The sequence below is a fragment of the Verrucomicrobiia bacterium genome (genome assembly GCA_036268055.1).
Taxonomy (GTDB): domain Bacteria; phylum Verrucomicrobiota; class Verrucomicrobiia; order Limisphaerales; family Pedosphaeraceae; genus DATAUW01.
Map to the genome: position 1 here is coordinate 264098 of DATAUW010000013.1, position 22607 is coordinate 286704.

General features: G+C 55.5%; 22 protein-coding genes. 12 read left to right on the forward strand and 10 right to left on the reverse strand.

The window, feature by feature from the left end:
• The first annotated feature begins 34 nt into the window (after positions 1 to 34).
• Positions 35 to 1303 (forward strand): MFS transporter, encoded by a 1269-nt coding sequence (locus tag VH413_08030; GenBank protein HEX3798634.1) that lies wholly within the window; start codon positions 35 to 37, stop codon positions 1301 to 1303.
• Between the two features lie 14 nt (positions 1304 to 1317).
• Here VH413_08030 and VH413_08035 read toward each other — a convergent pair whose 3' ends face one another.
• Positions 1318 to 1953: a peroxiredoxin gene (locus tag VH413_08035; protein ID HEX3798635.1), complete on the reverse strand. Its 636-nt coding sequence runs from the start codon at positions 1951 to 1953 to the stop codon at positions 1318 to 1320.
• A gap of 197 nt (positions 1954 to 2150) precedes the next feature.
• Here VH413_08035 and VH413_08040 point away from each other — a divergent pair, with 197 nt between their 5' ends.
• On the forward strand, positions 2151 to 3377 hold the full coding sequence (locus VH413_08040) for a Tm-1-like ATP-binding domain-containing protein (protein ID HEX3798636.1): 1227 nt from the start codon (positions 2151 to 2153) through the stop codon (positions 3375 to 3377).
• On the opposite strand, the gene VH413_08045 is transcribed toward VH413_08040, so the two are convergent.
• The 3 genes from VH413_08045 to VH413_08055 form a co-directional block, all read right to left on the reverse strand.
• Positions 3374 to 4264, reverse strand: a complete 891-nt coding sequence (locus VH413_08045) for a phosphoenolpyruvate hydrolase family protein (protein HEX3798637.1) — start codon at positions 4262 to 4264, stop codon at positions 3374 to 3376. The genes VH413_08040 and VH413_08045 overlap by 4 nt on opposite strands.
• 38 nt (positions 4265 to 4302) lie before the next feature.
• Positions 4303 to 5316, reverse strand: coding sequence for an agmatine deiminase family protein (locus tag VH413_08050; protein ID HEX3798638.1), 1014 nt, complete (start codon positions 5314 to 5316; stop codon positions 4303 to 4305).
• A 61-nt stretch (positions 5317 to 5377) separates the two neighbouring features.
• Positions 5378 to 6328, reverse strand: a complete 951-nt coding sequence (locus tag VH413_08055) for an aldo/keto reductase (GenBank protein HEX3798639.1) — start codon at positions 6326 to 6328, stop codon at positions 5378 to 5380.
• 200 nt (positions 6329 to 6528) lie between these two features.
• Here VH413_08055 and VH413_08060 point away from each other — a divergent pair, with 200 nt between their 5' ends.
• Entirely contained in the window at positions 6529 to 7050 is a 522-nt protein-coding gene (locus tag VH413_08060) for a DNA starvation/stationary phase protection protein (GenBank protein HEX3798640.1), read from the forward strand.
• 7 nt (positions 7051 to 7057) lie between these two features.
• On the opposite strand, the gene VH413_08065 is transcribed toward VH413_08060, so the two are convergent.
• The gene (locus VH413_08065) at positions 7058 to 8611 is read right to left on the reverse strand and encodes a hypothetical protein (protein HEX3798641.1); all 1554 of its coding nucleotides are present in this window, start codon (positions 8609 to 8611) and stop codon (positions 7058 to 7060) included.
• A 151-nt stretch (positions 8612 to 8762) separates the two neighbouring features.
• Here VH413_08065 and VH413_08070 point away from each other — a divergent pair, with 151 nt between their 5' ends.
• Complete coding sequence (locus VH413_08070; GenBank protein ID HEX3798642.1) at positions 8763 to 9326, forward strand: haloacid dehalogenase-like hydrolase; 564 nt, start codon at positions 8763 to 8765, stop codon at positions 9324 to 9326.
• Between the two features lie 6 nt (positions 9327 to 9332).
• Here the strand turns inward: VH413_08070 and VH413_08075 are convergent, their stop codons facing one another.
• The gene (locus VH413_08075; protein ID HEX3798643.1) at positions 9333 to 10046 is read right to left on the reverse strand and encodes a ThuA domain-containing protein; all 714 of its coding nucleotides are present in this window, start codon (positions 10044 to 10046) and stop codon (positions 9333 to 9335) included.
• A gap of 77 nt (positions 10047 to 10123) precedes the next feature.
• Here VH413_08075 and lnt point away from each other — a divergent pair, with 77 nt between their 5' ends.
• From lnt to VH413_08100, 5 genes are read left to right on the forward strand one after another with little or no spacing between them, the layout of a single operon-like run.
• Positions 10124 to 11794: an apolipoprotein N-acyltransferase gene (lnt, locus tag VH413_08080; protein HEX3798644.1), complete on the forward strand. Its 1671-nt coding sequence runs from the start codon at positions 10124 to 10126 to the stop codon at positions 11792 to 11794.
• Positions 11795 to 11806: 12 nt separating this feature from the next.
• Positions 11807 to 12628 (forward strand): glycosyltransferase family 2 protein, encoded by an 822-nt coding sequence (locus tag VH413_08085; GenBank protein HEX3798645.1) that lies wholly within the window; start codon positions 11807 to 11809, stop codon positions 12626 to 12628.
• The gene (locus VH413_08090; GenBank protein HEX3798646.1) at positions 12625 to 13440 is read left to right on the forward strand and encodes a glycosyltransferase family 2 protein; all 816 of its coding nucleotides are present in this window, start codon (positions 12625 to 12627) and stop codon (positions 13438 to 13440) included. Before VH413_08085 ends, VH413_08090 begins: the two co-directional genes overlap by 4 nt.
• A gap of 2 nt (positions 13441 to 13442) precedes the next feature.
• The gene (locus tag VH413_08095) at positions 13443 to 14246 is read left to right on the forward strand and encodes a glycosyltransferase (protein HEX3798647.1); all 804 of its coding nucleotides are present in this window, start codon (positions 13443 to 13445) and stop codon (positions 14244 to 14246) included.
• 15 nt (positions 14247 to 14261) lie between these two features.
• Complete coding sequence (locus tag VH413_08100) at positions 14262 to 15839, forward strand: hypothetical protein (protein ID HEX3798648.1); 1578 nt, start codon at positions 14262 to 14264, stop codon at positions 15837 to 15839.
• Here VH413_08100 and VH413_08105 read toward each other — a convergent pair.
• Complete coding sequence (locus VH413_08105; protein ID HEX3798649.1) at positions 15796 to 16266, reverse strand: hypothetical protein; 471 nt, start codon at positions 16264 to 16266, stop codon at positions 15796 to 15798. The genes VH413_08100 and VH413_08105 overlap by 44 nt on opposite strands.
• 26 nt (positions 16267 to 16292) lie before the next feature.
• The gene (locus VH413_08110; GenBank protein ID HEX3798650.1) at positions 16293 to 16958 is read right to left on the reverse strand and encodes a uracil-DNA glycosylase family protein; all 666 of its coding nucleotides are present in this window, start codon (positions 16956 to 16958) and stop codon (positions 16293 to 16295) included.
• Between the two features lie 92 nt (positions 16959 to 17050).
• Between VH413_08110 and VH413_08115 the strand changes: the two genes are divergently transcribed.
• Positions 17051 to 17266 (forward strand): SlyX family protein, encoded by a 216-nt coding sequence (locus VH413_08115; GenBank protein ID HEX3798651.1) that lies wholly within the window; start codon positions 17051 to 17053, stop codon positions 17264 to 17266.
• Between the two features lie 15 nt (positions 17267 to 17281).
• Here VH413_08115 and recN read toward each other — a convergent pair whose 3' ends face one another.
• The gene (gene recN / locus VH413_08120; protein HEX3798652.1) at positions 17282 to 18982 is read right to left on the reverse strand and encodes a DNA repair protein RecN; all 1701 of its coding nucleotides are present in this window, start codon (positions 18980 to 18982) and stop codon (positions 17282 to 17284) included.
• 62 nt (positions 18983 to 19044) lie between these two features.
• Between recN and VH413_08125 the strand changes: the two genes are divergently transcribed.
• Positions 19045 to 19827: an MBL fold metallo-hydrolase gene (locus VH413_08125; GenBank protein ID HEX3798653.1), complete on the forward strand. Its 783-nt coding sequence runs from the start codon at positions 19045 to 19047 to the stop codon at positions 19825 to 19827.
• A gap of 39 nt (positions 19828 to 19866) precedes the next feature.
• The gene (locus VH413_08130) at positions 19867 to 21564 is read left to right on the forward strand and encodes a TIGR03790 family protein (GenBank protein ID HEX3798654.1); all 1698 of its coding nucleotides are present in this window, start codon (positions 19867 to 19869) and stop codon (positions 21562 to 21564) included.
• A gap of 28 nt (positions 21565 to 21592) precedes the next feature.
• Here the strand turns inward: VH413_08130 and VH413_08135 are convergent, their stop codons facing one another.
• The gene (locus VH413_08135; GenBank protein HEX3798655.1) at positions 21593 to 22603 is read right to left on the reverse strand and encodes a sugar phosphate isomerase/epimerase family protein; all 1011 of its coding nucleotides are present in this window, start codon (positions 22601 to 22603) and stop codon (positions 21593 to 21595) included.
• Between the last annotated feature and the right edge of the window lie 4 nt (positions 22604 to 22607).

A 22607-nucleotide genomic window follows, 5' to 3' on the forward strand; every position in this document is an offset into this window, starting at 1 on the left:
ACGGCCCTTGTTAGACATTCGCGCAGCCCAAACTATGACGTCTCAACGCTGGCTGCGCATCATTCCCGTCGCGCTCATCATGTACACGATTTCGTACGTGGACCGCACCAACATCTCCCTCGCGCTCGATCCGAAAATCTCGAACATGATGCGCGACTTGGCGATGAACGATGAACTCAAAGGCCAGGCCGCCGGAATTTTCTTTCTTGGTTACGTGCTCCTGCAAATTCCCGGCGGTTACCTCGCAAGCCATTGGAGCGCCAAAAAACTTATCAGCATCCTCCTCGTCGCGTGGGGCGCGTGCGCCATCGGCTGCGGCCTCACCCACACCTTCAAGCAATTCGAAGTCATGCGTTTCTTTCTCGGCGTCGCGGAAAGCGGCGTCTTCCCCGCAACCACCGTGCTTCTTGCGAATTGGTTTCCCCGCCACGAACGCGCCCGCGCCAATGCCTTTTGGAATCTCTGCCAACCGCTTGCCGTCGTCGCCTCCGCGCCGTTCACCGGCTATCTGCTCGGTGCCTATGGCTGGAAGCAAATGCTCATCATGGAAGGCGCGCTCCCCTTCATCTGGCTTCCCCTCTGGTGGTTCTTCATCAGCGATCATCCGCGCGACGCCAAATGGATTTTGCCCGACGAAAAAGAATATTTGGAAACTACCCTGCTCCGCGAAGTGACCCATCTCGAACCGCCGAAAAAAATCGCGCTTTGGCGGCGCTTCATCCGTGTCGAAGTCGCCGTGATGATCGCCATCTATTTTTTCCATAACGCCGCCGCGTACGGTTGCATGACTTTCTTTACCTCGCGCCTCGGCGGACACGGTTTCAACGCTGTCGAATACGGATTTCTTTTTTCCATCCCTTATGCCGTCACCGCCATCATCATGGTCATCAATTCCTGGCACTCGGACAAAACCCACGAGCGCCGTTTCCACGTCGCCGCTGTCTATACCTTGAGCGGCGTCTGCCTCATCGCGAGCGTGTTATTGACGCAACACTTCTGGCTTTCCTACGCGCTGATGTGCCTGGCAATTCCCGGTCCCTTTGCCGCGATGGCCCCCTTCTGGTCCATTCCCAGCGAGACTTTGCCTCGCAACGTCCTTGGCCCTATCGTAGGCATCGTCAATGCCGTCGGAAATATTGGTGGATACGCCGGGCCAAAAATCACCGGCATGTTGAAAGACCTCTACGGGAACGTCACCGTCCCATTTTGCGTCCTCGGAGCGGGCATGTTGATCGCGGCAATGCTCTCTCTGCTATTGCCAAAAGCAAAGCCGCACACCATTACTGACGCCCCGGCGAACTGACTTAGCCCGCCAAATTATTTATTCGGCTGCGGCGTATAACGCAAATACGGCTTCACTCGGCGGTGCCCCTTCGGAAAATTCGCGGGAATATCCTCGTCTTTCACCGCGGGCGAGATGATGCAATCCTGGCCGTCTTCCCAATTCGCTGGCGTCGCGACCTTATGCTTCGCCGTCAACTGCAACGAATCAACCACGCGCAGCAATTCGAGAAAATTGCGTCCCGTCGAAGCCGGATAAGTCAGCGTGAGCTTGATCTTTTTATCGGGCCCAATGATGAACACCGAGCGCACCGTGAACGTATCGTCGGCATTCGGATGAATCATGTCATACAAACCCGCGACTTTTTTGTCCGGGTCGGCGATGATCGGGAAATTCATCGTCGTATGCTGCGTTTCGTTGATGTCATTGATCCAGCCCTTGTGCGAATCCAGCGGGTCCACGCTGATGGCGACGACCTTCACGTTGCGCTTGTCGAATTCGCCTTTCATCTTCGCGACCGCGCCCAATTCCGTCGTGCAAACCGGCGTATAATCGCGCGGATGGGAAAAAAGAATCCCCCATCCAGTGCCGAGCCATTGGTGAAAATCAAATTTGCCTTCCGTCGTCTCCGCCGAAAAATTCGGCGCTTCATCGCCTAAACGCAGTGCCATAAGCCAGATATTTATTTCGTTACAATTCGTGTTTTCCGCCCCGCGGGCAGAACGGACGATGAACCTAACCCAGGCGTCCCAATGTTTCAATGCCATTCCTCTTTTCTGCGAAGCTTGATTTAAATGGCATTTGCCGGTCGCGATTCGGAAAACCTTTTAAACTCTTCGCCAGCGTGTTTAAACTCGCCTCACCACCTATGGCCACCATCGCACTTCTCGGCACAATGGATACCAAGGGCGACGAACACGCCTTTGTCGCCCGGCAAATTCGCGCACGCGGCCATGATGTGCTGGTCATTGACACCGGCATTTTAGACGAACCCTCTTTGCGGCCTGACGTTGCGCGCGAGGAAGTCGCCGCCGCCGCCGGTCACGACCTCGCCGCCGCCATTCAAACCCGCGACCGCGGCGCGGCCGTGCAAATCATGGTTGAAGGTGCGCCGATCATCCTCGCGCGCCTTGCCGCTGAAAAAAAAATCTCCGGTGTCATTTCTCTCGGCGGCGGTGGCGGCACGGCCATCGGGACCGCCGCGATGCGCGCCCTGCCCATCGGTTTTCCCAAAGTCATGGTGTCCACCCTCGCGTGCGGCAACACCGCGCAATATGTCGGCGTCAAAGACATCGTGATGTTTCCCAGCATCGTGGACATCGCGGGACTCAATCGCATTTCGCGCCAGATCCTGACCCGCGCTGCCGGGGCGATTTGTGGGATGGTTGAGTCGGTTCATTCGGACGATGCTTCCACCGCCGACAAACCCATTATCGCCGCCAGCATGTTCGGCAACACCACCGACTGCGTCCAGGCCGCGCGAAAAATTCTCGAGCAAGCCGGATATGAAGTGCTCGTTTTCCACGCCACGGGAACTGGTGGTCGCACGATGGAATCGCTCATTGAAACCGGACTCGTCGCGGGCGTGCTCGATGTCACGACGACTGAATGGGCGGATGAATTGGTCGGCGGCGTATTGAGCGCGGGCTCGCAACGCCTCGAAGCCGCTGCAAAAAATGGCGTGCCTGCTGTCGTCGCGCCCGGCTGCCTCGACATGGTGAATTTTCACGGGCCCGAAACCATTCCCGCCAAATTCAAAGGCCGCAAATTTTATCCGCACAACCCGCAAGTCACCCTAATGCGCACCACCGCCGACGAATGCGCTCAACTCGGCTTGATCATCGCAAATAAATTAAACATCTCCACCGGCCCCGTGACTGTATTGTTGCCCCACGGCGGCATCAGCGTGATCAGTCAGCCGAGTCAGCCGTTTGCGGACACCGATGCCGATCAAAAATTATTCGGTGCCCTCAAGCGCGGACTCCGGCCGGACATCGAAGTCATTGAAATGGATTGTGCGATAAATGATCCCGCCTTTGCCGAAGCCTGCGCCGGCGCCCTGCTAAAAAATATCGCCGCCGCAAAAGCGCATTAGCTTTTTCCAAACGCCCTCAGTGATTTTTTTTGCACCGGGATTTTTTTGAACTCCCGCGTCAGGTCCGTCAGCGATTTTTCCACGGCCAATCTTTCCAAACTCGACGCGCCGACGAAGCCAACGCAATCCGTGTGTTCATTGATATAAGCCGCATTCGCCGGGGTGCTGATCGGCCCGCCGTGCGACAGAAAAATAATATCTTTGCGAACCTTGCGCGCGCCTTCGATGATGCTCTGCGTCCGGTCCACCGCGTCGTCCATCGTGCAAGTCGCCCCACGCACGCCAATCGAGCCGCCAACCGTCGTCCCCACGTGCGCAATGATCGCATCCGCGCCCGCCTTCGCCATCTCCTTCGCCTCGTCCGGCGTCGCCACATAAACGATGCTGAACAAATCCATCTTTCGCGCGAGCGCAACCATCTCAAATTCCTTCTCCACGCTCATGCCGGTTTCTTCAAGCACTTGGCGAAAATGCCCATCCACAATCGTGTGCGTCGGAAAATTATTCACGCCGGAAAATCCCATCGCTTTCACCTGCAACAGCCAATGCCACATCCGGCGGCGCGGGTCGGTGGCATGCACGCCGCAAATCACCGGAATTTCTTCCACCACCGGCAGCACTTCGTGTTCGCCGATTTCCATCGCGACGGCATTTGCATCGCCATAAGCCATCAAGCCCGCCGTCGAACCGTGGCCCGCCATGCGGAAGCGCCCGGAATTATAAATGATGATCAGGTCCGCCCCGCCGCGCTCGATGAATTTGGCGCTGATGCCCGTGCCCGCGCCCGCCGCGATCACCGGTTCGCCTCGCTTCAACGTCGCCCGCAGCCGGGCGATGACTTCCTTGCGCGTGTAAGGATTTCCTTTTCCAGTCCAGGGATTTGGCATGCGTTAAAATGAAATAAAGTCTGGAGCGTTACAAGATTTTACCTCGGCTCCTGCTGGCTGATGCAATGAAACGATCCCAGTCCCCAAATCAATTCCGTCGAATCCACGCCCACCATGCGCCGCCCGGGAAATTCCTTTTGCAAAATCTCCAGCGTCTTCACGTCGTTCGCATGGCGGTAGGTTGGCACAAGCACCATTTCGTTCGCGATATAAAAATTCGCGTAGCTCGCGGCCAGACGCTGCCCGTCGTATTCCACCACCCCGGGCATCGGCAATTCCACGATGCGAAATAATTTCCCATCCTGGTCGCGCAACTCGCGCAAGCGCCGCAAATTTTCCTGCAACAGTTCGTAATTCTCATCCGCCGGGTCTTCCTCCACCACCGTGACAATCGTCGTCGGATTCACGAAACGCGAAATATCATCAATGTGCCCGTCGGTATCGTCGCCCACGATCCCCTCGCCCAGCCAAAGCACATTTGAAACCCCCAGGTAATCGCAAAGATATTTCTCGATCTGCGTTTTGGTAAGCTGCGGATTGCGATTTGGATTCAGCAAACATGCTTCCGTCGTCAAAACCGTGCCGCAGCCGTTCACTTCAATCGAGCCGCCTTCCATGACGATGTCAGGCGAGAACAGCGGCAACTCGCGCAGCTTCGCGACGTGTTGCGGAATTGCGTCGTCCAAATCAAACGGCGGATATTTTCCACCCCACGCATTATAATCCCAATCCACCACCGCGCGCTCACGCTGCCCATTTTTCTCGCGCACCAAAAAAATTGGCCCGTGATCGCGGCACCACGGTTCATACGCCGGAAAATGATGGAAGCGCACACGCTCCAGCGGCGTTTTATTTTCGCGCAACAAATCCCGCACCCACGCTTCCATCTTCGCGTCCCACACGTTGATGTTCACGTCCTCAACCTGAACCAGATGCCGGATCAACTCCGCATACACGGGCGGCACAGTGTCGTATTTATCGGGAAAGCTGATGCCTTCGGGACGCGGCCAGGTGAACCATGTCCCCGTGTGCGGTTCCCATTCCGCGGGCATGCGATATCCAAGTTCTTTGGGAGATTGCAAAGTGATTTCGAAATTAAATTATTTTTCAAACCTACGGCAAAGGTACTCCCCGCGCCGCGACCAGCAGCTGATACCATTCTTCGCGCGAAAGTTCTACCTCCACCGCGCGCGCCGCTTCGCGAATTCTCTCCGGATTGATCGAGCCCACAATCGGAACGATGCCGCTCGGATGTTTCAGCAACCACGACAACGCAATCACCGTTCGGCTCACCCCGTGGGCAGACGCCGTCGCGTCCAGCACCGCCAGAATTTTTTCCTGCCCTTCGACCGGCTTGAGATTAGGCGTCACGCTTCCGCCGCCGTCGCCCAATATTCCTCGCGCCAGCGGACTCCACGCCAGCGGCGTTATCTTTTCGGCCAGACACTGGTCAAGCGTTCCGTCTGTGAAACAATCCAATTTTCCTAAACTGATCTCGACTTGATTTACCACCAGCCGCATCGGGCATGCTGCTTGCAACGCCGTGACCAAAGAAGGCCGGAAATTACTTACGCCGAAAAACCGCGCCTTGCCCGCTTTTTCTAATTTCACGAACGCCGACGCGATTTCCTCCGGGTCCGCCAAAAAGTCCGGCCGATGCAACTGATAGAGATCAATCGTCTCGATCCGCAGCCGCTTCAAAGAGCCTTCGCAAGACTTGATGATATGTTCTTCCGAAAAATCATAACGATGCGGACTCGCCGGCTCCGGCTCGCCGGGGAAACGGATTCCGCATTTCGTCGCGATCAAAATCTTTTCGCGCACGCCCGGCATGTCCTTTAGCGCCTCGCCAAAAATCCGCTCCGCCTCGCCGCGGCAATAAATATCGGCGTGGTCGAACAGCGTGTATCCCGCCTCGTATGCGGCAACCACCGCGCGCCGCCCCTGCACCACCGCCTCGGCTGTCACCTCCGCCGGATTCCACGTTCCCGCCAATCGCCAGCAGCCATAAGCCAGTCGGCTGCTGACCAACGGGCTATTTCCCAAAACAATCGTTCGCATCATACGCCGCAGATTAAACCAGAACGCGGGCCACGCAATTAAATATTGGTCCTGGCGTTCGCTTTCATTCGTTACCTGCACGGCAAAAGGCAAATGTCACTTTCCCCGTTAAAATTTCGCCTTGCTTCTTTGCCATTAAAGAACGATGACAATATTCCGGACTGCGGAAGTGATCTAAAAATTTAACCAACGGAATCAAAACCATGAAAAGAAATAACGGAACCCAAACCGCCGCGCGCGTCTCTAAAGCCCTCGCCACGCCCACTGACCTCAGCGAATCCGGTGTCGCCGAAATCTGCGGCGTTTTGCGCCAGCTCCTCGCCGATGTTTTCGCGCTTTATATGAAGACAAAAAATTTCCATTGGCACATGAGCGGCCCGCATTTCCGCGATTACCATTTGCTGCTCGATGAGCATTCCGACCAAATTTTTGCCATGACCGACGACATCGCCGAACGCGCTCGCAAGATCGGCGGCAATACGCTTCATTCCATCAGCGACATTGCGAAATACCAGCGCCTCAAAGATAACAACGCTGAATTCGTTGCTCCGTCCGACATGCTCGCCGAACTTCGCGATGACAATCTTTCATTGATCAAATATTTCCGTTTTGCCCACGAAGTTTGCGAGGAACACAAAGACATCGCGACTGCGAGCTTGATCGAAGTGTGGGTGGACCAGACGGAGCGGCGCACCTGGTTTCTCTCTGAAGCCGCGCGCGCCTGACGCAAATTTATTTCACGTCCTGCCAGGTAAGCGTGACGATCACAGGCGCCCACGAAATGTGTTGCACAACTTTCTGAAGCGCCTCATAGGAATCCGGCGAGCGCACGCGCGCCGCGTTTTCTATTTCTATGTTCTTTAGGCTTGGGTCCATTTTTGCCTTTTTAAGAACTTCCTGATAACGCCGGAAATAATCGTATTGCGTTAAAATAATTTTCTTCGGCTTCAACGCCACGAGCGCCGCCGTATCCGAATAAAGCGAATCCCCGTCCGCCCGCGCCATCCAATCTGAATGGATAAACTGTACGTCGTCGTGCGCGGCTGCGCCGTAGAGAAATGCAGCCGACATCACCACTTTTGCGCCGTGCGGCTGGCCTGCCAATTCAGTTTCAACACGCCGCAATGAATCCCGATAGCCAAAGTCGCGCGCACAAACCACGCCCCACGTCGTCATGCCGAAGCTTCGCGCTGAAACCAGCAGCATCGCCGGTATCAGCAGGATAACCTGCCAGCGCCTCCATGTTTCACTGACGCGCAATGATACCGTCAGTGCCAGGTAACACGCCACGATCAGCGGTTGCAGATAGTTTGGGATGCCGACCGTGTTCGGCGAAATCACCGATACGCTCGCGACCACAATGCCCAACGCCGGCAGCAACGCCGCCAGCAGAATTATTTCTTCGCGCCGGCCAGTATCTGACTCAAAATCATAATGCTGTTTGAACCACGACATCACGAGCAGTGCCGCCACCAGCAGCAATCCCGGAACCGAGCGCAGGATTTTTGCCACTTCGCCAAAACGCGGTTTGTGAAATCCGATGATAAACGGTGTCTGATGCACATTTTCCATGAAGCCCGCCCACGCTTGTGGCAACGCCGCCTTCACCAGTAATACCAGCATTACAGGAATCACCACCATCAGCGCTAGTGAAATCAGCGGAACCGGTTCCTTTCCAAAATAACTGGCGGCAAGTGTCGCGATGAATATCAAACCGAAATACGTGGTGCCGATTTGCAAACTGGTGCAAATCGCGAGCACGATCAACAATAGCATCAACCACGTCCACAACCCCGTTGCCCCGGTTCCGCCAAATATTTTTCGCGAACGAATACAGCAATAAACCGCGAACATTCCCAGCACATGCGCGCAACCATCCGGACGATCATGGAATGACAGCGACAACAGGAACACACCAGCTACATTCACACACCACGGCGGTATTTGCAGACGCCGCAAAATCAAAAGCAGCGCCACCAAATAAAGTCCGAAGAAAGTTAATTGCAGGGCCATTGCCGAAAGCGCCGACGTTCCAAATACGGACATCCATAATAGTAATGGCAACTGATACCCTGGCGGATAGGCGCTGAAAATTTCGGCGCCCGAAATCGGAAATGCCAGCGCAATGCAGGGATTGTAATATCCGCCGTGCAGCAAATGATGAATTACCGCTCCGTCATAAAAAAAAGAGTCGTTTGCCGGAACGGGTTGGGCCGTGAAAATATAAAGCGCAATCTTCCACGTGAAGACCAGCGAAAACACCAGCCAAAACCGTTTACGCATCATGACACTCGGCGGAATTGCGGAAAGCGCAGAAAAATCAGTGCGAAGGCAGGTTGGCTATGGAAAAGGAAATGCACGGCGCACGCTATAAAATGCGTTCCGTCTTGTCAATCGCCAACCCTCCCGGCTAAGTTGGCCGGCCTAAATTAATTACATGCCCTCCGCGCCCGCCAACTCGCAAGCCTCTACGGTCCCGCTCTGCGTGGACCTCGACGGCACGTTGATTCGCACGGATGTCCTGTGGGTCTCCATGCGACTGCTGCTCAAACGCAATCCGTTTTATCTGTTTTTGATCGGCGGTTGGTTCCTGCGCGGCCGGGCTTTGATGAAAATGAAAATTGCCGAACGCGTCGAATTAAATGCCGCATTGCTTCCCTATCATCAGCCGTTTTTCGAATATTTAAAATCGGAAAAAAGCCAGGGACGCATGCTCGTGCTGGCGACCGCTGCGGATTTTCGACTCGCGAAAACAGTTGCGGATCATGTCGGCCTCTTTGACGAAGTCGTCGCCAGCGATGGCAAAACCAACCAGCGCGGGCGAAATAAAGGCCACACGCTCTCCGCAAAATTTGGCAGGAAAAATTTTGATTACGCGGGAAATTCCACAGTTGACCTTCCGGTGTGGGAACAGTCGCGTTGCGCCATCGTCGTCAATGCCGACGAAAGTCTCGTGGCCCGCGCGCGCCGCATCGCTGAAGTAAGCCTGGTCTTTCCGTAATCCAGGTTACCGCTTGGCTGCCCAGTGGATGCTTTGTTGAAGCAACTTTCGGAAATTCGGGTCTTCGTAGCAGCCATGACCGACGATGATTCCGACCAGGCGTGAATTGATTTCTTTGCGCGACCACGCGACGACCTGGTCTCCGCTTTTGAGCAGCGGCGTGAAATTATCCCGCATGTGCATATTGAAATAGCGCTCGTCGTGCAGCGTGAAATCGGACAGCCCGGCAGTGATGGGATTGTCTTTGTCCACCACCGTGATGGGAATATCTACGTCGCCTTTATAAGTGGATGACTGGATTCCATTCGTCATCTGTTCTTTTTGATAAATATAACGGCCACCCGTGATGCGCTCGAACTCGGGCCACATCGGATATGACAGATACGCATGATGCAGCACGATCACACCTATGCCGTGGTCGAACAAAGCGAGAAATCGCGCGCGCTGCGCATCGGTCATGTTCACCGGGGAATCATAAAGCACCACCACATCATAACTAAACAAGTCTGCGCGATCATAGGGCTCGGCCGTTTTGATGTCCTTGTCGGTCGTCCATGTGATCTCGGGATTATCATCGAACATCTTGAAAAAAGGCTCCGCTTTAAACGCGTGGCCGCCCGTGAGGATGAGCACCTTGATTTTTTGCTCGGCTTGTTTTTGTGGCGCAGCGCAGCCGGCGATTACAATCAGCAAAAAAATATAGAAGTTTTTTATTTTCATATTTCCGCTTTCAAACCTTGCGTTAGATTGGCCCGACACTCCGTAAAAGGCAAGACCCGCTTGCGTTTGTGAAAATTTTGGGCAAGCTGCCACGATTGAAATTGCTGTCCTGCATCCGAAGCCGCTATCCGTGGGCGATTCTCGCCGGCCTGCTGCTTGCTGCGTCGCTGCCGAAAATAAGCGTCGCCGGGTTGGCGTGGGTCGCGCCGGGATTGATCCTGCTCGCCGCCGTTGGCACTAATGGCCGGCAAACTTTCCGCATCGGTTACGCCGCCGGTCTGGCGCACTATCTCGCATCGCTCTATTGGCTGCTGCTGATTCCCGTGCGCGGATTTCCTATTCTTGGCTGGGCGGCTCTGAGTGCATTTATGGCGCTCTATCCCGCCACCTGGACGTGGCTTTGCTGGAAATTATTCCCGGCGAAAATGGACGGCAAAGGTTCCGCATCATCTGTCGAAAACCTGGCCGAACAATTCTTCACCGTGCCCTGGGCGAGCCGCATGCTCTGGACAATCACCGGTGCCGCCTCCTGGGTGGCACTGGAAATGATCGCCGCCCGTTTTCTCGGTGGATTTCCCTGGAACATCCTGGGTAGCTCGCAATACAAACTCGTCCCGCTGATCCAAATTGCTTCGATCACTGGCATCTACGGCCTGTCCTTCCTTGTCGTGTGGAGTGCGCTTTCGATTTTGTGCGCAGCGGCTATCGTGGTTCGCCGCCCGGCCAAACGCTCGGCTTGGGTCGCCGAAATTATTTTGCCGATGTTCGCGGTCGCGGCCCTTTGCTTCACCGGCTCTCAAAAATTGTTGCGTTCAAAAACAAATTCGCCCGAAGTCACCGTCGCGCTCATCCAGCCGAGCATTCCGCAAAGCTTGATTTGGGACCCGCTGGAGGATTCGCATCGCTTCAACGAATTGCTGCAACTTTCCACGACGGCGGCAAAAGAAAAACCCGACATCATCCTCTGGCCTGAAGCCGCGTTGCCGCGCATGCTCCGCTACGATCGCGAAATTTATGAAGCCACTACCGGTCTCGCACGCTCCAATCACGCTTGGATGATTATCGGTTCCGATGATGAAGAGCCCAAACCGCACGCCACCTCGCCGCGCGATGCCGATCATTTCAACGCCAGCTTTCTCATCAGCCCCGACGGCCGGCTCGTGGAGCGTTATAAAAAGCGCAACCTCGTTATATTCGGCGAATACGTTCCCTTCAGTGGATGGATGCCGTTTTTAAAATATTTCACGCCGATTGATGGTTTCTTCACGCCGGGCGACCGCATCACTCCTTTTCAACTCGAAGATCCGCACGTGAAAATTTCCGTGCTCATCTGTTTCGAGGATGTCTTCCCTCATTTCGCGCGGGAATACGTGGATGACGATACCGACTTCCTCGTGAACCTCACCAATGACGGCTGGTTCGGCGACGGCGCGGCCCAATGGCAGCAGGGCGCAGCCGGAATTTTTCGCGCCGTGGAAAATGGCGTGCCGCTCGTCTGCTGCTCGAACAATGGCCTCACCTGTTGGATAGATGCCAATGGCCGCCTCCGCCAGATTTTTGAAAGCAAAGAACACGGTATTTACGGCGAAGGATTTTTGGTCGCGCACATACCCGCATTGGCTATTGGCGAGAAGCGGGCCGCGACTTTTTACCGCGCTCACGGGGACGTTTTTGGTTGGAGTTGCGTGGCCTTCGTCCTGTTGCAATTCATACGCACGGTTGCCGCAAATAGACTTCATAAAACCTAAGCAGTTAGGTTTATGGCTTGTCATCCAATCGCCGAATCCACAAGTATAGGCGCGGATTTGATGAGCACATTACAAATTGTCATACCGATGGCCGGACGCGGCTCCCGCTTCGCCAATGCGGGTTACACGACTCCCAAACCACTCATCCCACTGGGCGGCCGCCCGATGATTCAATGGGTCATTGATAATATCCGCCCGAATCGGCCGCATCGTTTTATTTTCCTCTGCCTCGCCGAGCATCTTACGGCTTATCCCGAAGTGCCTGCTGAACTCCGCCGCCTCTGTCCCGGTTGCGAAATTGTTCCTGTCGCGCAAGTCACCGAAGGCGCGGCTTGCACGGTGTTGCTCGCACGCAAATTTATTGATTCGACCGATCCGCTCATGATCGCGAACAGCGATCAACTCGTGGAACTCAACGTCAACGACTATCTCGCCGCTGCCGATGCTCCCAACGTCGGCGGATTGATCATGACATTCTGGTCGGATCATCCCAAGTGGTCGTATTGCCGATTGGATAAAAACGAGGCCGTCACCGAGGTCGTGGAAAAAAAAGTCGTGAGCAATGAAGCGACCGTGGGCATTTATAATTTTCGCGCGGGACACGATTACGTCCGCGCCGCCGATGCCATGATCGCCGCCAACCTGCGCGTGAACAATGAATTTTACGTCGCGCCCACCTACAATCAACTGATCGGCGAAGGCGCAAAAATCATCACCATGAAAACCGGCCGCGAATACGCCGGGATGCACGGCGTCGGGACGCCCGAAGACATGGAGCTTTTTAAAAAGACCGAATTTTTCCGGCAACATGCCGCGCCCTTAACCCGCCATTGAACACGCTCGAAATCATTTTGCCGCTGCGCAATCCCACTGCGGTCATCGAGGGAACGGTGAAATCGCTCGCGGCCCAAACGGACCGGCGGTTCTCGGTTTTGCTCAGCGATAATTTTTCCACGTCGGGCGGCGAATTCTTTTCCAGCGCTGAAAAACAATTTGAAGCAGCAGGCATTTCCGTCCGGCGCGTTCGACCGCCTTTCGAGATCGGCCGGGTTGAGCATTGGAACTGGGCGCACCACGAGGCGCACGCCGAATGGCTCAAGCCCGTCTTTGCCGGTGACTGGCTCGAACCGGATTATATTGCAAAGCTTCGTCTCGCGAGCTTGACCAATCCCACCTGTCGTTATGTCTATTCGAGTTACGTTTTGCATCGCGTGGGTTATCTGCCATTGACGGTCAAAAGCGTTTGGTCCGGCGGATTCCGTTCGGCGCGCGAGATGCAAGAGGTCGTGCTGCGTTATGGCATGCAATTCGGGCCGCCCAGTGCGGCGGCTTACGAAAAATCCGTGTTTGTCACTTGCGGCGGCTACGCCACTTCGTTTCCCATCTGCGCCGATAGTTTGCTTTTTTGCGCGATCGCGTCGCATTTTGGCGCGCTGGGCCTGGCCGAACCGCTTTGTAATTTTAATATCCACGGCGCGCGTTTCTCAACCGGCCTTGGGGAAAAACGCCGGGACACTTTTCGCGAAACCCTGACCTATCATTCGATGATCGCTTATCGCGCCTGGGCGGAACGCGCCGGATTTGCGTGGAGTTCCTTTGCGCGTGTGCTGCTGCGTGAGACGCGGAGTTACCTGCGAGGACGCTGACGATGGAACACGAATTGGAAATCATCCTGCCTGTACGCGAATGCGGGGCCGCATTGTCACAGACAGTGGCTTCGCTCCTGGCACAGACGGATCGCAATTTCGCCGTCGTGCTCGCTGATAAATTTTCTCGAACGAATGGCAATTCCGTTGACGCAACGCAACGCCAGCTTTCCGCCGGAGGCATTTCCACGCGCCGCATCAAAGCTCCATTTCAAATGAACGAAATTGAGCATTTGAATTGGGCCTGCGCGCGATCCGAGGCTGCGTGGCTCAAGCCGCTTTTTCCCGGCGAACAGTTAAAACCCGGCTACACCGCCCGTCTCAAACAACGCATTGCCGCACGGCCAAACGCGCGAATCATTTCCTGCGATTGGACCCGCGAAACCGAATGGGGAACCGAGACCATCACCGCAAATTTTTCCCGCGACAGTTTGACGGCTGCAGAATTCTCAAATTATTTTCCGGCCGGTTTCAGTTTTTTTTCACGCCCAATTAATTTTGCGTACCACCGAACCGCCTGGCAGGCGATGGGCGGTTACTCCACCGAATTGCCCCACTACGCCGCGCTGAATCTTCACCTGTTGCTGGTGCTTCATTACGGGTTGGAAAACCTCCATGAAATCCTCGCCCACGGTTCGCCTACGAAACAATGTTTGAACGAAAGCGGCGGCGCGAAGGTCAACCATTGGCTGGAGTTGTGGCTCGTGCTGAAGCAGTCCGCTATTTACTGCCGCGCCGCGGGAAAACCGTGGCCCACGAAATGGCTTTTTGTAAAAGCATTCACCGCCGCCCTGGGACGCCGGTGATGCGCTGACTTCGATATGTCCACCAAACTGGGTTTGCGCCAATGGCTGATCAAGCAACGCAGCGCCTCGCGGCTCGCGTTGCTGCTGCAAATCAGCGCGCGCGTGCTGACCAGCGCGACGAACCTGATCTGGATCCGCCTCCTCGTCGGCGCGATGGGCCAGCAGATGAACAGTCTTTTCCTCGCGTTTCAAAATGTGCTTTCGTTCGGCGGGCTCGGAGATCTCGGCATGGGCGGCGCGGTCGGCGTGCGCCTTGGACAATATCTCGGCATGGGCAAGGAGAAGGAAGCCGAGATGCAAAAATTCCTCGCAGCGGCGCGAACGGTTTTTTTGATTCTTGCCATTTTCGTCGGTGGAACGGTTCTCATCTCTTCACCGTGGCTGCCGCAGTGGCTTCACTTTCGCGACACGCCGGGCGCGGGGTCACTCTCGGCCGTGTTTCGCGTCGGAGCCTTTCTGATGGCGGGAGTGTTGCTCAACAGCTACATCAGCAACATCAATTACGCGTGCGGCAACGTCACCTGGCCGATCCTGCCGGCCTTCGTGCTGTTGCAACTTTCGCTGATGGGCCACTACCTTTTGGCGGCGCACCGTCAGCCGCTTTGGATCCAATACCTGCCCTACCTCGCGGCTTCCATCACCGGCCTTTGCCTGTTCAGATTTTACGTGCGCGTATCTCATCCGGTGCTAAGCCGGCTGTGGCCGATCAGTTTTGACTGGCGCATGGCCGGTTCGCTTTTTGAAAGCAGCGTTTGGGTTTATCTCTCGGTTCTCGGAAATTCAATTTACCGCAACACGGACGGCCTGCTGATCAATGCGCATTCCGGCTTCGTTCTGGGCACGCTCGACTATTATCAATTCAATTATAAATTCTGCGAGATCGTCGTGTTCGTCGCCTTGACCGCAAGTTTTGTCGCGCTGCCAAAAATTACGCGCTGGATGGCCTCCGAGGATCCCAAAGACCACGAACGAGTGCGGGTGGAGATGCGCAAGCTCAATCAATTCCAGGCGTTGTTCGGCTGCGGCGCGGCTCTCGCCTATCTCGCCGGAAATAATTTATTCATGCACGTTTGGTGGGCGCATCACCCGCATCCGATTTCGCCGGCGACCTTGCCTTTGCAACTCGCATTTGCCTTGAACATGGCGGTGACCACGAGTGGCGACGCTGGAATTCAACTGGCAATTCGCTCCGGCAAAGGCGGTTTGCGCGCGATGGGCCTCGTTATCGGCGGCACCGGATTCATCAATTTCGGCTTGTCGCTCGTGGCGATGAGATTTGATTCGCTCACCGGCATTGCGATGGCTACGGTCATTGCCCAATCGCTGTTGAGCTTGTTCGCAAGCCGCTACGTCTGCCGCCATCTTCAAATGGCGTGGCTGCCGTGGGTATTGAAAGGCTGGCTCGCGCCGTTTGTGGGCATCATCCTCGCGGCGTGGTTGCGGCACATCTGGCCGATGGATTCGGCGATGCACATTTTCCTGTTGCTTGGCTCGTACGCTATCATGTTCATCGCCGCCATGTGGGCATTTGGAATTAATATCACGTTGATCAAGGAAGAGTTGAAGATTGTGCGGAACCTTTTTGGAAAATGACCGGTGTTCTGTTGGTTTCCCTGGGCGCATTCAAATAATCGTGGATCATCGCATTGGGTTCCCCGTCTTGCCAAACAATAGGAAATCTTTTTCCATCCATTCGCGTCACGGGCCAATTCGTATTCCCGGGTGTTGGCTTAAAGCTCCAATCAATCGCGACTTTATTTGAAAGTGTGAATATATAGTTAGGGCCGTTTGCGCCTCTAAGCACAAAACCTCCTCCAGAATTTGTTTTCGCAAGCGTGGATAGCTCCGACCACGAAGCCGGCCAGGAGTTGGTATGGGTTTTCATATATTCAACGAGAAATGTCCCTGTGTCCCATGCCGCATACGCCTCGGGAATGCGGCGAATCGTGTAAATCAACGAAATGACACAGCAAATGACATACATTATCGCACCCGCGGTCGCTACGCCCAGGACGATCATGATTTTTTTGCGGAGCGACATTCGGGCTAGGTTGCGGCTGTGGATTTTACCATCGCCTTGTTCGCACTCGGCAATTTCCGAAACGCCGGGTGCTGCGCGATCAATCCTAGCGCTTTATTCAGTAGCGTCTTGCCCGGCTCCATGCGATGCCACGGCGAAGCACCTGACGGATGCGGCAACGGTATTAGGTCAAACGCGTGTCCCGAATACGTGACGGACATTTGATTGCCGATGACGTGGTCGAGCTTTTGCAACGGAATGAATTGCGCGATGGCGAGTTTGCCGACGGGAATGACGAGGTGCGGCTGAAGGATTTCTATCTCGCGCTTGAACCAGACTGAACAATTTTGAATTTCATTGGGCGCTGGCACGCGGTCGCCGCCCGTGGCTTTCTTGCCCGGAAAACAACGGCATACCGCCGCCATATATACCGCCGCTCGAAATGTTTCCTCACTCATGCCCGCCGCTTCGTTGAACCAGCGGAACAAGGTTTTCCCCGCCGTCCAAGCAAACGGACGACCCAGCACCGGTTCCTTATCACCGGGCGCCTGTCCCACCAGAATCACGCGGCTGACTACCGCGCCGCCGCTCACCACGGGCGGATGCATATCGGGGCATTTTCGACAGGCAAGCAATCGTTGAACGTGCTGTTGCAGCAGGCGTTCGGTCGCGGGAAGTTTTGTGACGGCCATGTTTTAATAAATTGTGCGGCGCGCCGAAACGGAAGGAAAGCAGGAAGTGATACTTGGCTTCCAACGCGCATTTTTTTCGATTAGGTTCAGGCATGGACAAAGAATTGGCTGAACGCCTGGAAAAGTTGGAATCGAATCTGGCGCACCTCGAACACCAGTATGATCAATTAAACCAGGTCGTTTTGGAGCAGGCGCGCGCTCTTTCCAAGTTGCAACTTGTCCAACAGCAGGTGTCGCAAACCGTCGAGAGCATGGAAATGGAACGGATAAAATCCACGAATCCGAAGCCGCCTCATTATCATGGATGATGCCGCTTGCCTTCGCTACGCCGCCGCGTGGGCTGCGGAGTTTTTCAAAAGTTCCTCGGCATGTTTGCGCGCGGCATCTGATTGGCCGCCCAGCATGCGCGCGAGTTCAGTAACGCGGTCCTTGCGATTGAGCAACGTGATTTCGGAAATGGTGCGACCTTCCTTGAGTTGTTTGCTGACCAGATAATGAGCCGACGCGCTCGCCGCAACCGGCGCGAGGTGCGTGATGCAAAGAACCTGTCGCTGCCGCGCGATCTGCTGCATCTTTTCGCCGACCGCGCCCGCCGTCTCACCGCCGACATTCGCATCCACTTCGTCGAACACCAGCACGGGAATTTCGTCCACCTGCGCCAGCACCGTTTTCAGCGCGAGCATCACCCGCGCCATTTCGCCGGACGAAGCAATCGCCCGCAGCGGACGCGGCGGTTCGCCGACATTCGGCGCAAATTGAAATTCAATCGTGTCCAACCCCCACGCCGATAACGGCTTTGCCGCGGTCGAACCACGTTCCGCCGTGCTGATGCTAATGTCGAAATGACACTGCGCAAACCCCAGGTCTTTGAGTTGTTTTACAACAGACTTGGCAAGTTGCGGAATCACTTTACGCCGTTGTATGGAAAGCTCCTGCCCAACGCGCCAAAGTTCGGCGTCCAGTTTTTTAAGTTCACCGTTGATGCGCGCCAGTTCGGCGTCGCGTTGCTCAAGCTGCTGTAATTTCGTTTGCGCGGTTTCGCCGAAGGCGATGACTTCTGCAACCGAGCCGCCATATTTCCGCTTGAGCGAATGAATCAGGTTCAACCGCTCCTCCAATTCCTGCAACCGCCCCGGGTCGAGATCAACTTTATCCGCGTAATGTCCAAGGCTCTCCTGAAGCTCGCGCAAATGGATTACCATTTGTTCGTGCTCCGACAGCAAATCAGTGGCGCTCGCGTCAATGCGTTGAAGCTCCTGCAAAAGCCGGCCGAGCAGCCCCGCGCTGGTGAGCAGCGAGGTTTCATTTTCACTGAGCAGGTCGAGCGCGCCCTGGCTGAGTTCGAGAAGTTTTTGCGCGTTGCTCGCACGCTGGTAGTCCTGCTGGACTTGCGCTTCTTCGTCCGGATGCAAGCGCGCCGCATTGATTTCGTTTACCTGAAAGTGCAGCAAATCGAGTTGTTGAGCATAGGTTTTTTCGTCAACAATCAGGCTGGCTTTTTCACCTTCGAGCATCGCCCGGTGTTTCACTAATTCGCCAAAGGCAGTTCGCCGCGCCGACAAATTTCCGAACGCATCGAGAATGGAAAGCTGCCGTGCCGCGTGAAGCAGCGATTGATGATCGTGCGGGCCGTGCATATCCACCAGCCATTCGCCCAGCGTGGCCAGCGTGCCCAGCGTCGTCGGCGAACCGTTGATGAATTGCCGGTTCGCGCCCGCCGCGGTAAAAGTGCGCTTAAGGACAATTTGATTTTCTTCACAAGGCTCAAGCCCGTTCTCCTCGAGAAAATCTTTCAGCGGCACGCGCAAATGTGTGACCTCGAATACCGCCTCGACCGAGCAACTCTCGCTGCCGCTGCGGATCAACGTCCGGTCGGCGCGTTCACCCAGCACGAGGTTCAGCGCGCCGATGATGATGGACTTGCCCGCGCCCGTTTCGCCGGTGATCGCGTTGTAGCCCGGCTGCAACTCGAGCGTCAGGTCGGGCACCAGCGCGAGGTTTTTGATGCGAAGTATCGTCAACATGTTAAATTTGCCGTGTTCAATTTGGCGATTATGTTATCGTTCGGCAAAATAAAAGTTTAGCAATGTCATTCTCGTTTATCTTTCTGGGTTCGGGCACGTCGCAAGGCGTCCCGATGATCGGGATGGATTACCCGCCAGAATTTCTCGCCAACCCAAAAAACCACCGGACCCGCCCGTCCATTTATGTGGCAACGGACCAAGTCAAAATCTCCGTGGATACCACCCCGGATTTTCGCACTCAAATGCTGCGCGAAAATATCCGCTGGCTGGATGCCGTGGTCTTCACGCATCCCCATGCCGACCATGTCATGGGACTGGACGATTGCCGCCGGTTCTGCGACTTGCGCGACGGGCGCGCCCTGCCGATCTATGCGAATGCCGAAACGATGAATGCGTTGCGACGCGTTTTCAACTACGCGTTTCACGACGGCCCGTGGCCCAAAGGATATTTCATTCCCGAACCGCACATTGTCGAAGGGCCCTTCACCTTGGGCGATCTGGAAATCACTCCCCTGCCCGTTCCTCACGGGCGCATCCATACGAATGGTTACTTGTTCGTTCAAGCCGGGATAAAACGACTCGCGTATCTCAGCGATTGCAAGGAAGTGCCGCCCGAAATCGTCAAACTGATCGCCGGAGTGGAAGTCGTCGTGCTGGATGCCCTGCGGCGAATGCCACACCCGACTCACATGTGCCTCGATGAAGCGTTGACCGCCGCCCGGCGCATCGGAGCGGGGCGAACTTATTTCACGCACCTGACGCAGGACTATGACCACGATATGTCGCAAGCGGAATTGCCGCCGGGCGTCACGCTGGCCTACGATGGACTGAAAGTTGACTGTTAGCAAAACGTGAGCAAGGCTAATTTTAGTGTGAAAAGTGCAATGAAACGACTGCTGATTCTTTTAAGCCTGCTCACGTGGCTGATGCCGGGAATGCGCATTTATGCCGCCGGCCAAGGGGACCAGGTGGTGGTCATTTACAATACGCGCGTTCCTGAATCCAGGGACGTCGCGGAACATTACGCCGCGATGCGTCATGTGCCGGGATGGCAGGTATTCGGAATGGACTTGCCCGAGCGCGAAACCATCAGCCGCGCGGAATTTCAAGACATGTTGCAAAAGCCGCTGGAAAAGAAACTCGAAGCCAGAAATTTCATGCGCTTCGGTTCGATAACCATCCCCGCCACCAACGGACAGCCTCGCAAGGTGGTTCGCGCGGTGATCTCGGCTAGCATCCGTTACCTCGTGCTTTGTTATGGCGTGCCGCTGACGATTGTCAAAGATCCAAGCCTCAAGGAAGACGATGGCCAAGTGCCTCCCGCATTTCGCCGGAACGAAGCTGCGGTGGACAGTGAACTTGCCTGTCTACCGGTTCTTGATCACATGCTGCTTGCGGGGCCGCGCCAGAATTTTTTTTACGGATGCACCAATGCCGCTCTTTTTAATCCGACCAACGGAATTTTACTCGTGGCGCGCTTGGATGGCCCGACGGCGGCGATCGCGCGCGCGCTCGTGGACAAAGCCATGGAAGCAGAAACCAACGGCTTGTGGGGCCGCGCTTATTTCGATACGCGCGGATTGCCTGTCGGAAGTGCGTACCGGCTTGGCGACGATTGGATAAACCTCGCGGCGGAAGTTGCCCACGCGGCCGGCTACGACACGATTGTGGATTCCAATTACAGCACGTTCCCGCCAGGTTTTCCCATGAGTCAGACGGCGCTTTACGCTGGCTGGTATGAGGAAAATCCGACGGGCCCATTTGCCCGTCAAACGGTGGAATTCATGCCGGGCGCTTTTGCGTATCACTTGCAATCGTTCAGCGCAGCCACCTTGCGCACGACCAAGCGTCAATGGGTTGGCCCTCTGCTTGCGCTGGGTGCCACAGCGACGATGGGCTGTGTGGATGAACCTTACCTCGGCGGCACACCTAATATTGGCATTTTCTTTGCGCGTTTTATTTACTCGGCGTTTAGTTTTGGCGAAGCCGCCTACGCCTGCCAAAATTATGTCTCGTGGCAAACGACCGTCGTCGGCGACCCGCTCTATCGTCCGTTCGGCACCTCGCCGCTGGATTTGCAAAAAGATCTGGAACGGCGGCACGATCCGCTGGTCGAATGGTCTTATCTGCGCACGATCAATGTGGACATCCTGCGCGGCAAACCAGTCGCGGAATTGGTGGCCGCGCTGGAACAGTTGGACTTGCTCAAAACCAGTGCGGTGCTTCAGGAAAAACTCGCCGAATTATACACCGACCAAGGCAAGCCCTCCTCTTCGGTCTTCGCGTTGCAAAAGGCACTTGAACTTAACCCCACGCCGGAGCAGCGAGTCCGCCTCATGCTGAATCTGGCCAAACAATTACAGCCGCTGGGGCGCGATCAGGACGCGTATGAAGTCTATCAACAATTTCTACAAAAAATTCCTGATTATCCCGATCAGCTGGCCATCTATAAATCACTCGTCGAATTGGCCCACAAGTTGAACCACGGCGAAGCGGCCGCCAAGTATCAGCATCAAATTGATGTTTTAACTTTCGTCCCGCCGCCAGCCGCCAAGGGCGCGCCGCAACGCCACGGGATTTAAACAGCAAGTTTTGAACCGGCGCGAAAATTTATTTCGCTTGCGATTTTTTATCGAACGCCGCGTCGAACGCCACTTTACTGGGCGCGAAATCCACCCGTTTCACGAACGCCGCCGCTTCGGTCGCTCCATGTTCACGGTCCATTCCGATGTCTTCCCACTCGACCGATAGCGGCCCTTGATAGTTGGCATCGTTAAGGGCACGGATGATGCGTTCGAAATTAATCGAGCCGCGGCCGAGCGAACGGAATTCCCAAGAACGGCGCGGGTCGCCGAATTTTGTGTGACCGCCAAAGACGCCGGCTTCAGTCGGAGTGTTCGACCAATAAACGTCCTTCATGTGAACGTGATAAATGCGGTCGGCAAACTTGCGGATGAAGCCCACATAATCCACCCCCTGATAACCGAGGTGTGAGGGATCATAATTGAAACCAAACTCAGGCCGCCGTCCAATGGCCGCAAGCGCACGCTCGGCGCTGACGATGTCAAAAGCGATCTCCGTCGGATGCACCTCGAGCGCGTATTTCACCTTGCATTTTTTGAATTCGTCCAGAATCGGATTCCAGCGCGCGGCAAAATCCGCAAAACCGTCCTGAATTTGCGCGTCGCTGACCGGCGGAAAACTGTAGAGCAAACTCCAAATCTTCGACCCAGTAAAACCATTGACCACTTTCACGCCCAAATTTTTTGCCGCATGCGCCGCGCGGATGACTTCTTCCGCCGCGCGTTTGCGGACGTCTTCCGGTTTGCCATTTCCCCACACGTGCGGCGGGAGGATGGATTTATGGCGTTCATCAATATTATCACACACGGCCTGGCCGACGAGATGCGTCGAAATCGCCCAGGTTTTCAGCCCGTGTTTGGCCAGCAACGCGTGGCGGTCATCGCAATATTTTTTGTCCTGCGCCTTGATGACGTCGAAATGATCTCCCCAGCACGCAAGCTCCACGCCGTCGTAACCAAAGGACTTGGCTTTTTGAGCGACGGTGTCGAGCGTTAAATCGGCCCATTGGCCAGTGAACAGTGTAACGGGGCGTGCCATAAAA

Bases quoted from the DNA above. Each gene is read 5' to 3' on its own strand.
- VH413_08030 (HEX3798634.1), top strand. From the start codon at position 35: ATGACGTCTCAACGCTGGCTGCGCATCATTCCCGTCGCGCTCATCATG.
- VH413_08035 (HEX3798635.1), bottom strand. From the start codon at position 1,953: ATGGCACTGCGTTTAGGCGATGAAGCGCCGAATTTTTCGGCGGAGACG.
- VH413_08040 (HEX3798636.1), top strand. From the start codon at position 2,151: ATGGCCACCATCGCACTTCTCGGCACAATGGATACCAAGGGCGACGAA.
- VH413_08045 (HEX3798637.1), bottom strand. From the start codon at position 4,264: ATGCCAAATCCCTGGACTGGAAAAGGAAATCCTTACACGCGCAAGGAA.
- VH413_08050 (HEX3798638.1), bottom strand. From the start codon at position 5,316: ATGCCCGCGGAATGGGAACCGCACACGGGGACATGGTTCACCTGGCCG.
- VH413_08055 (HEX3798639.1), bottom strand. From the start codon at position 6,328: ATGATGCGAACGATTGTTTTGGGAAATAGCCCGTTGGTCAGCAGCCGA.
- VH413_08060 (HEX3798640.1), top strand. From the start codon at position 6,529: ATGAAAAGAAATAACGGAACCCAAACCGCCGCGCGCGTCTCTAAAGCC.
- VH413_08065 (HEX3798641.1), bottom strand. From the start codon at position 8,611: ATGATGCGTAAACGGTTTTGGCTGGTGTTTTCGCTGGTCTTCACGTGG.
- VH413_08070 (HEX3798642.1), top strand. From the start codon at position 8,763: ATGCCCTCCGCGCCCGCCAACTCGCAAGCCTCTACGGTCCCGCTCTGC.
- VH413_08075 (HEX3798643.1), bottom strand. From the start codon at position 10,046: ATGAAAATAAAAAACTTCTATATTTTTTTGCTGATTGTAATCGCCGGC.
- VH413_08085 (HEX3798645.1), top strand. From the start codon at position 11,807: ATGGCTTGTCATCCAATCGCCGAATCCACAAGTATAGGCGCGGATTTG.
- VH413_08095 (HEX3798647.1), top strand. From the start codon at position 13,443: ATGGAACACGAATTGGAAATCATCCTGCCTGTACGCGAATGCGGGGCC.
- VH413_08100 (HEX3798648.1), top strand. From the start codon at position 14,262: ATGTCCACCAAACTGGGTTTGCGCCAATGGCTGATCAAGCAACGCAGC.
- VH413_08105 (HEX3798649.1), bottom strand. From the start codon at position 16,266: ATGATCGTCCTGGGCGTAGCGACCGCGGGTGCGATAATGTATGTCATT.
- VH413_08110 (HEX3798650.1), bottom strand. From the start codon at position 16,958: ATGGCCGTCACAAAACTTCCCGCGACCGAACGCCTGCTGCAACAGCAC.
- VH413_08115 (HEX3798651.1), top strand. From the start codon at position 17,051: ATGGACAAAGAATTGGCTGAACGCCTGGAAAAGTTGGAATCGAATCTG.
- recN (HEX3798652.1), bottom strand. From the start codon at position 18,982: ATGTTGACGATACTTCGCATCAAAAACCTCGCGCTGGTGCCCGACCTG.
- VH413_08125 (HEX3798653.1), top strand. From the start codon at position 19,045: ATGTCATTCTCGTTTATCTTTCTGGGTTCGGGCACGTCGCAAGGCGTC.
- VH413_08130 (HEX3798654.1), top strand. From the start codon at position 19,867: ATGAAACGACTGCTGATTCTTTTAAGCCTGCTCACGTGGCTGATGCCG.
- VH413_08135 (HEX3798655.1), bottom strand. From the start codon at position 22,603: ATGGCACGCCCCGTTACACTGTTCACTGGCCAATGGGCCGATTTAACG.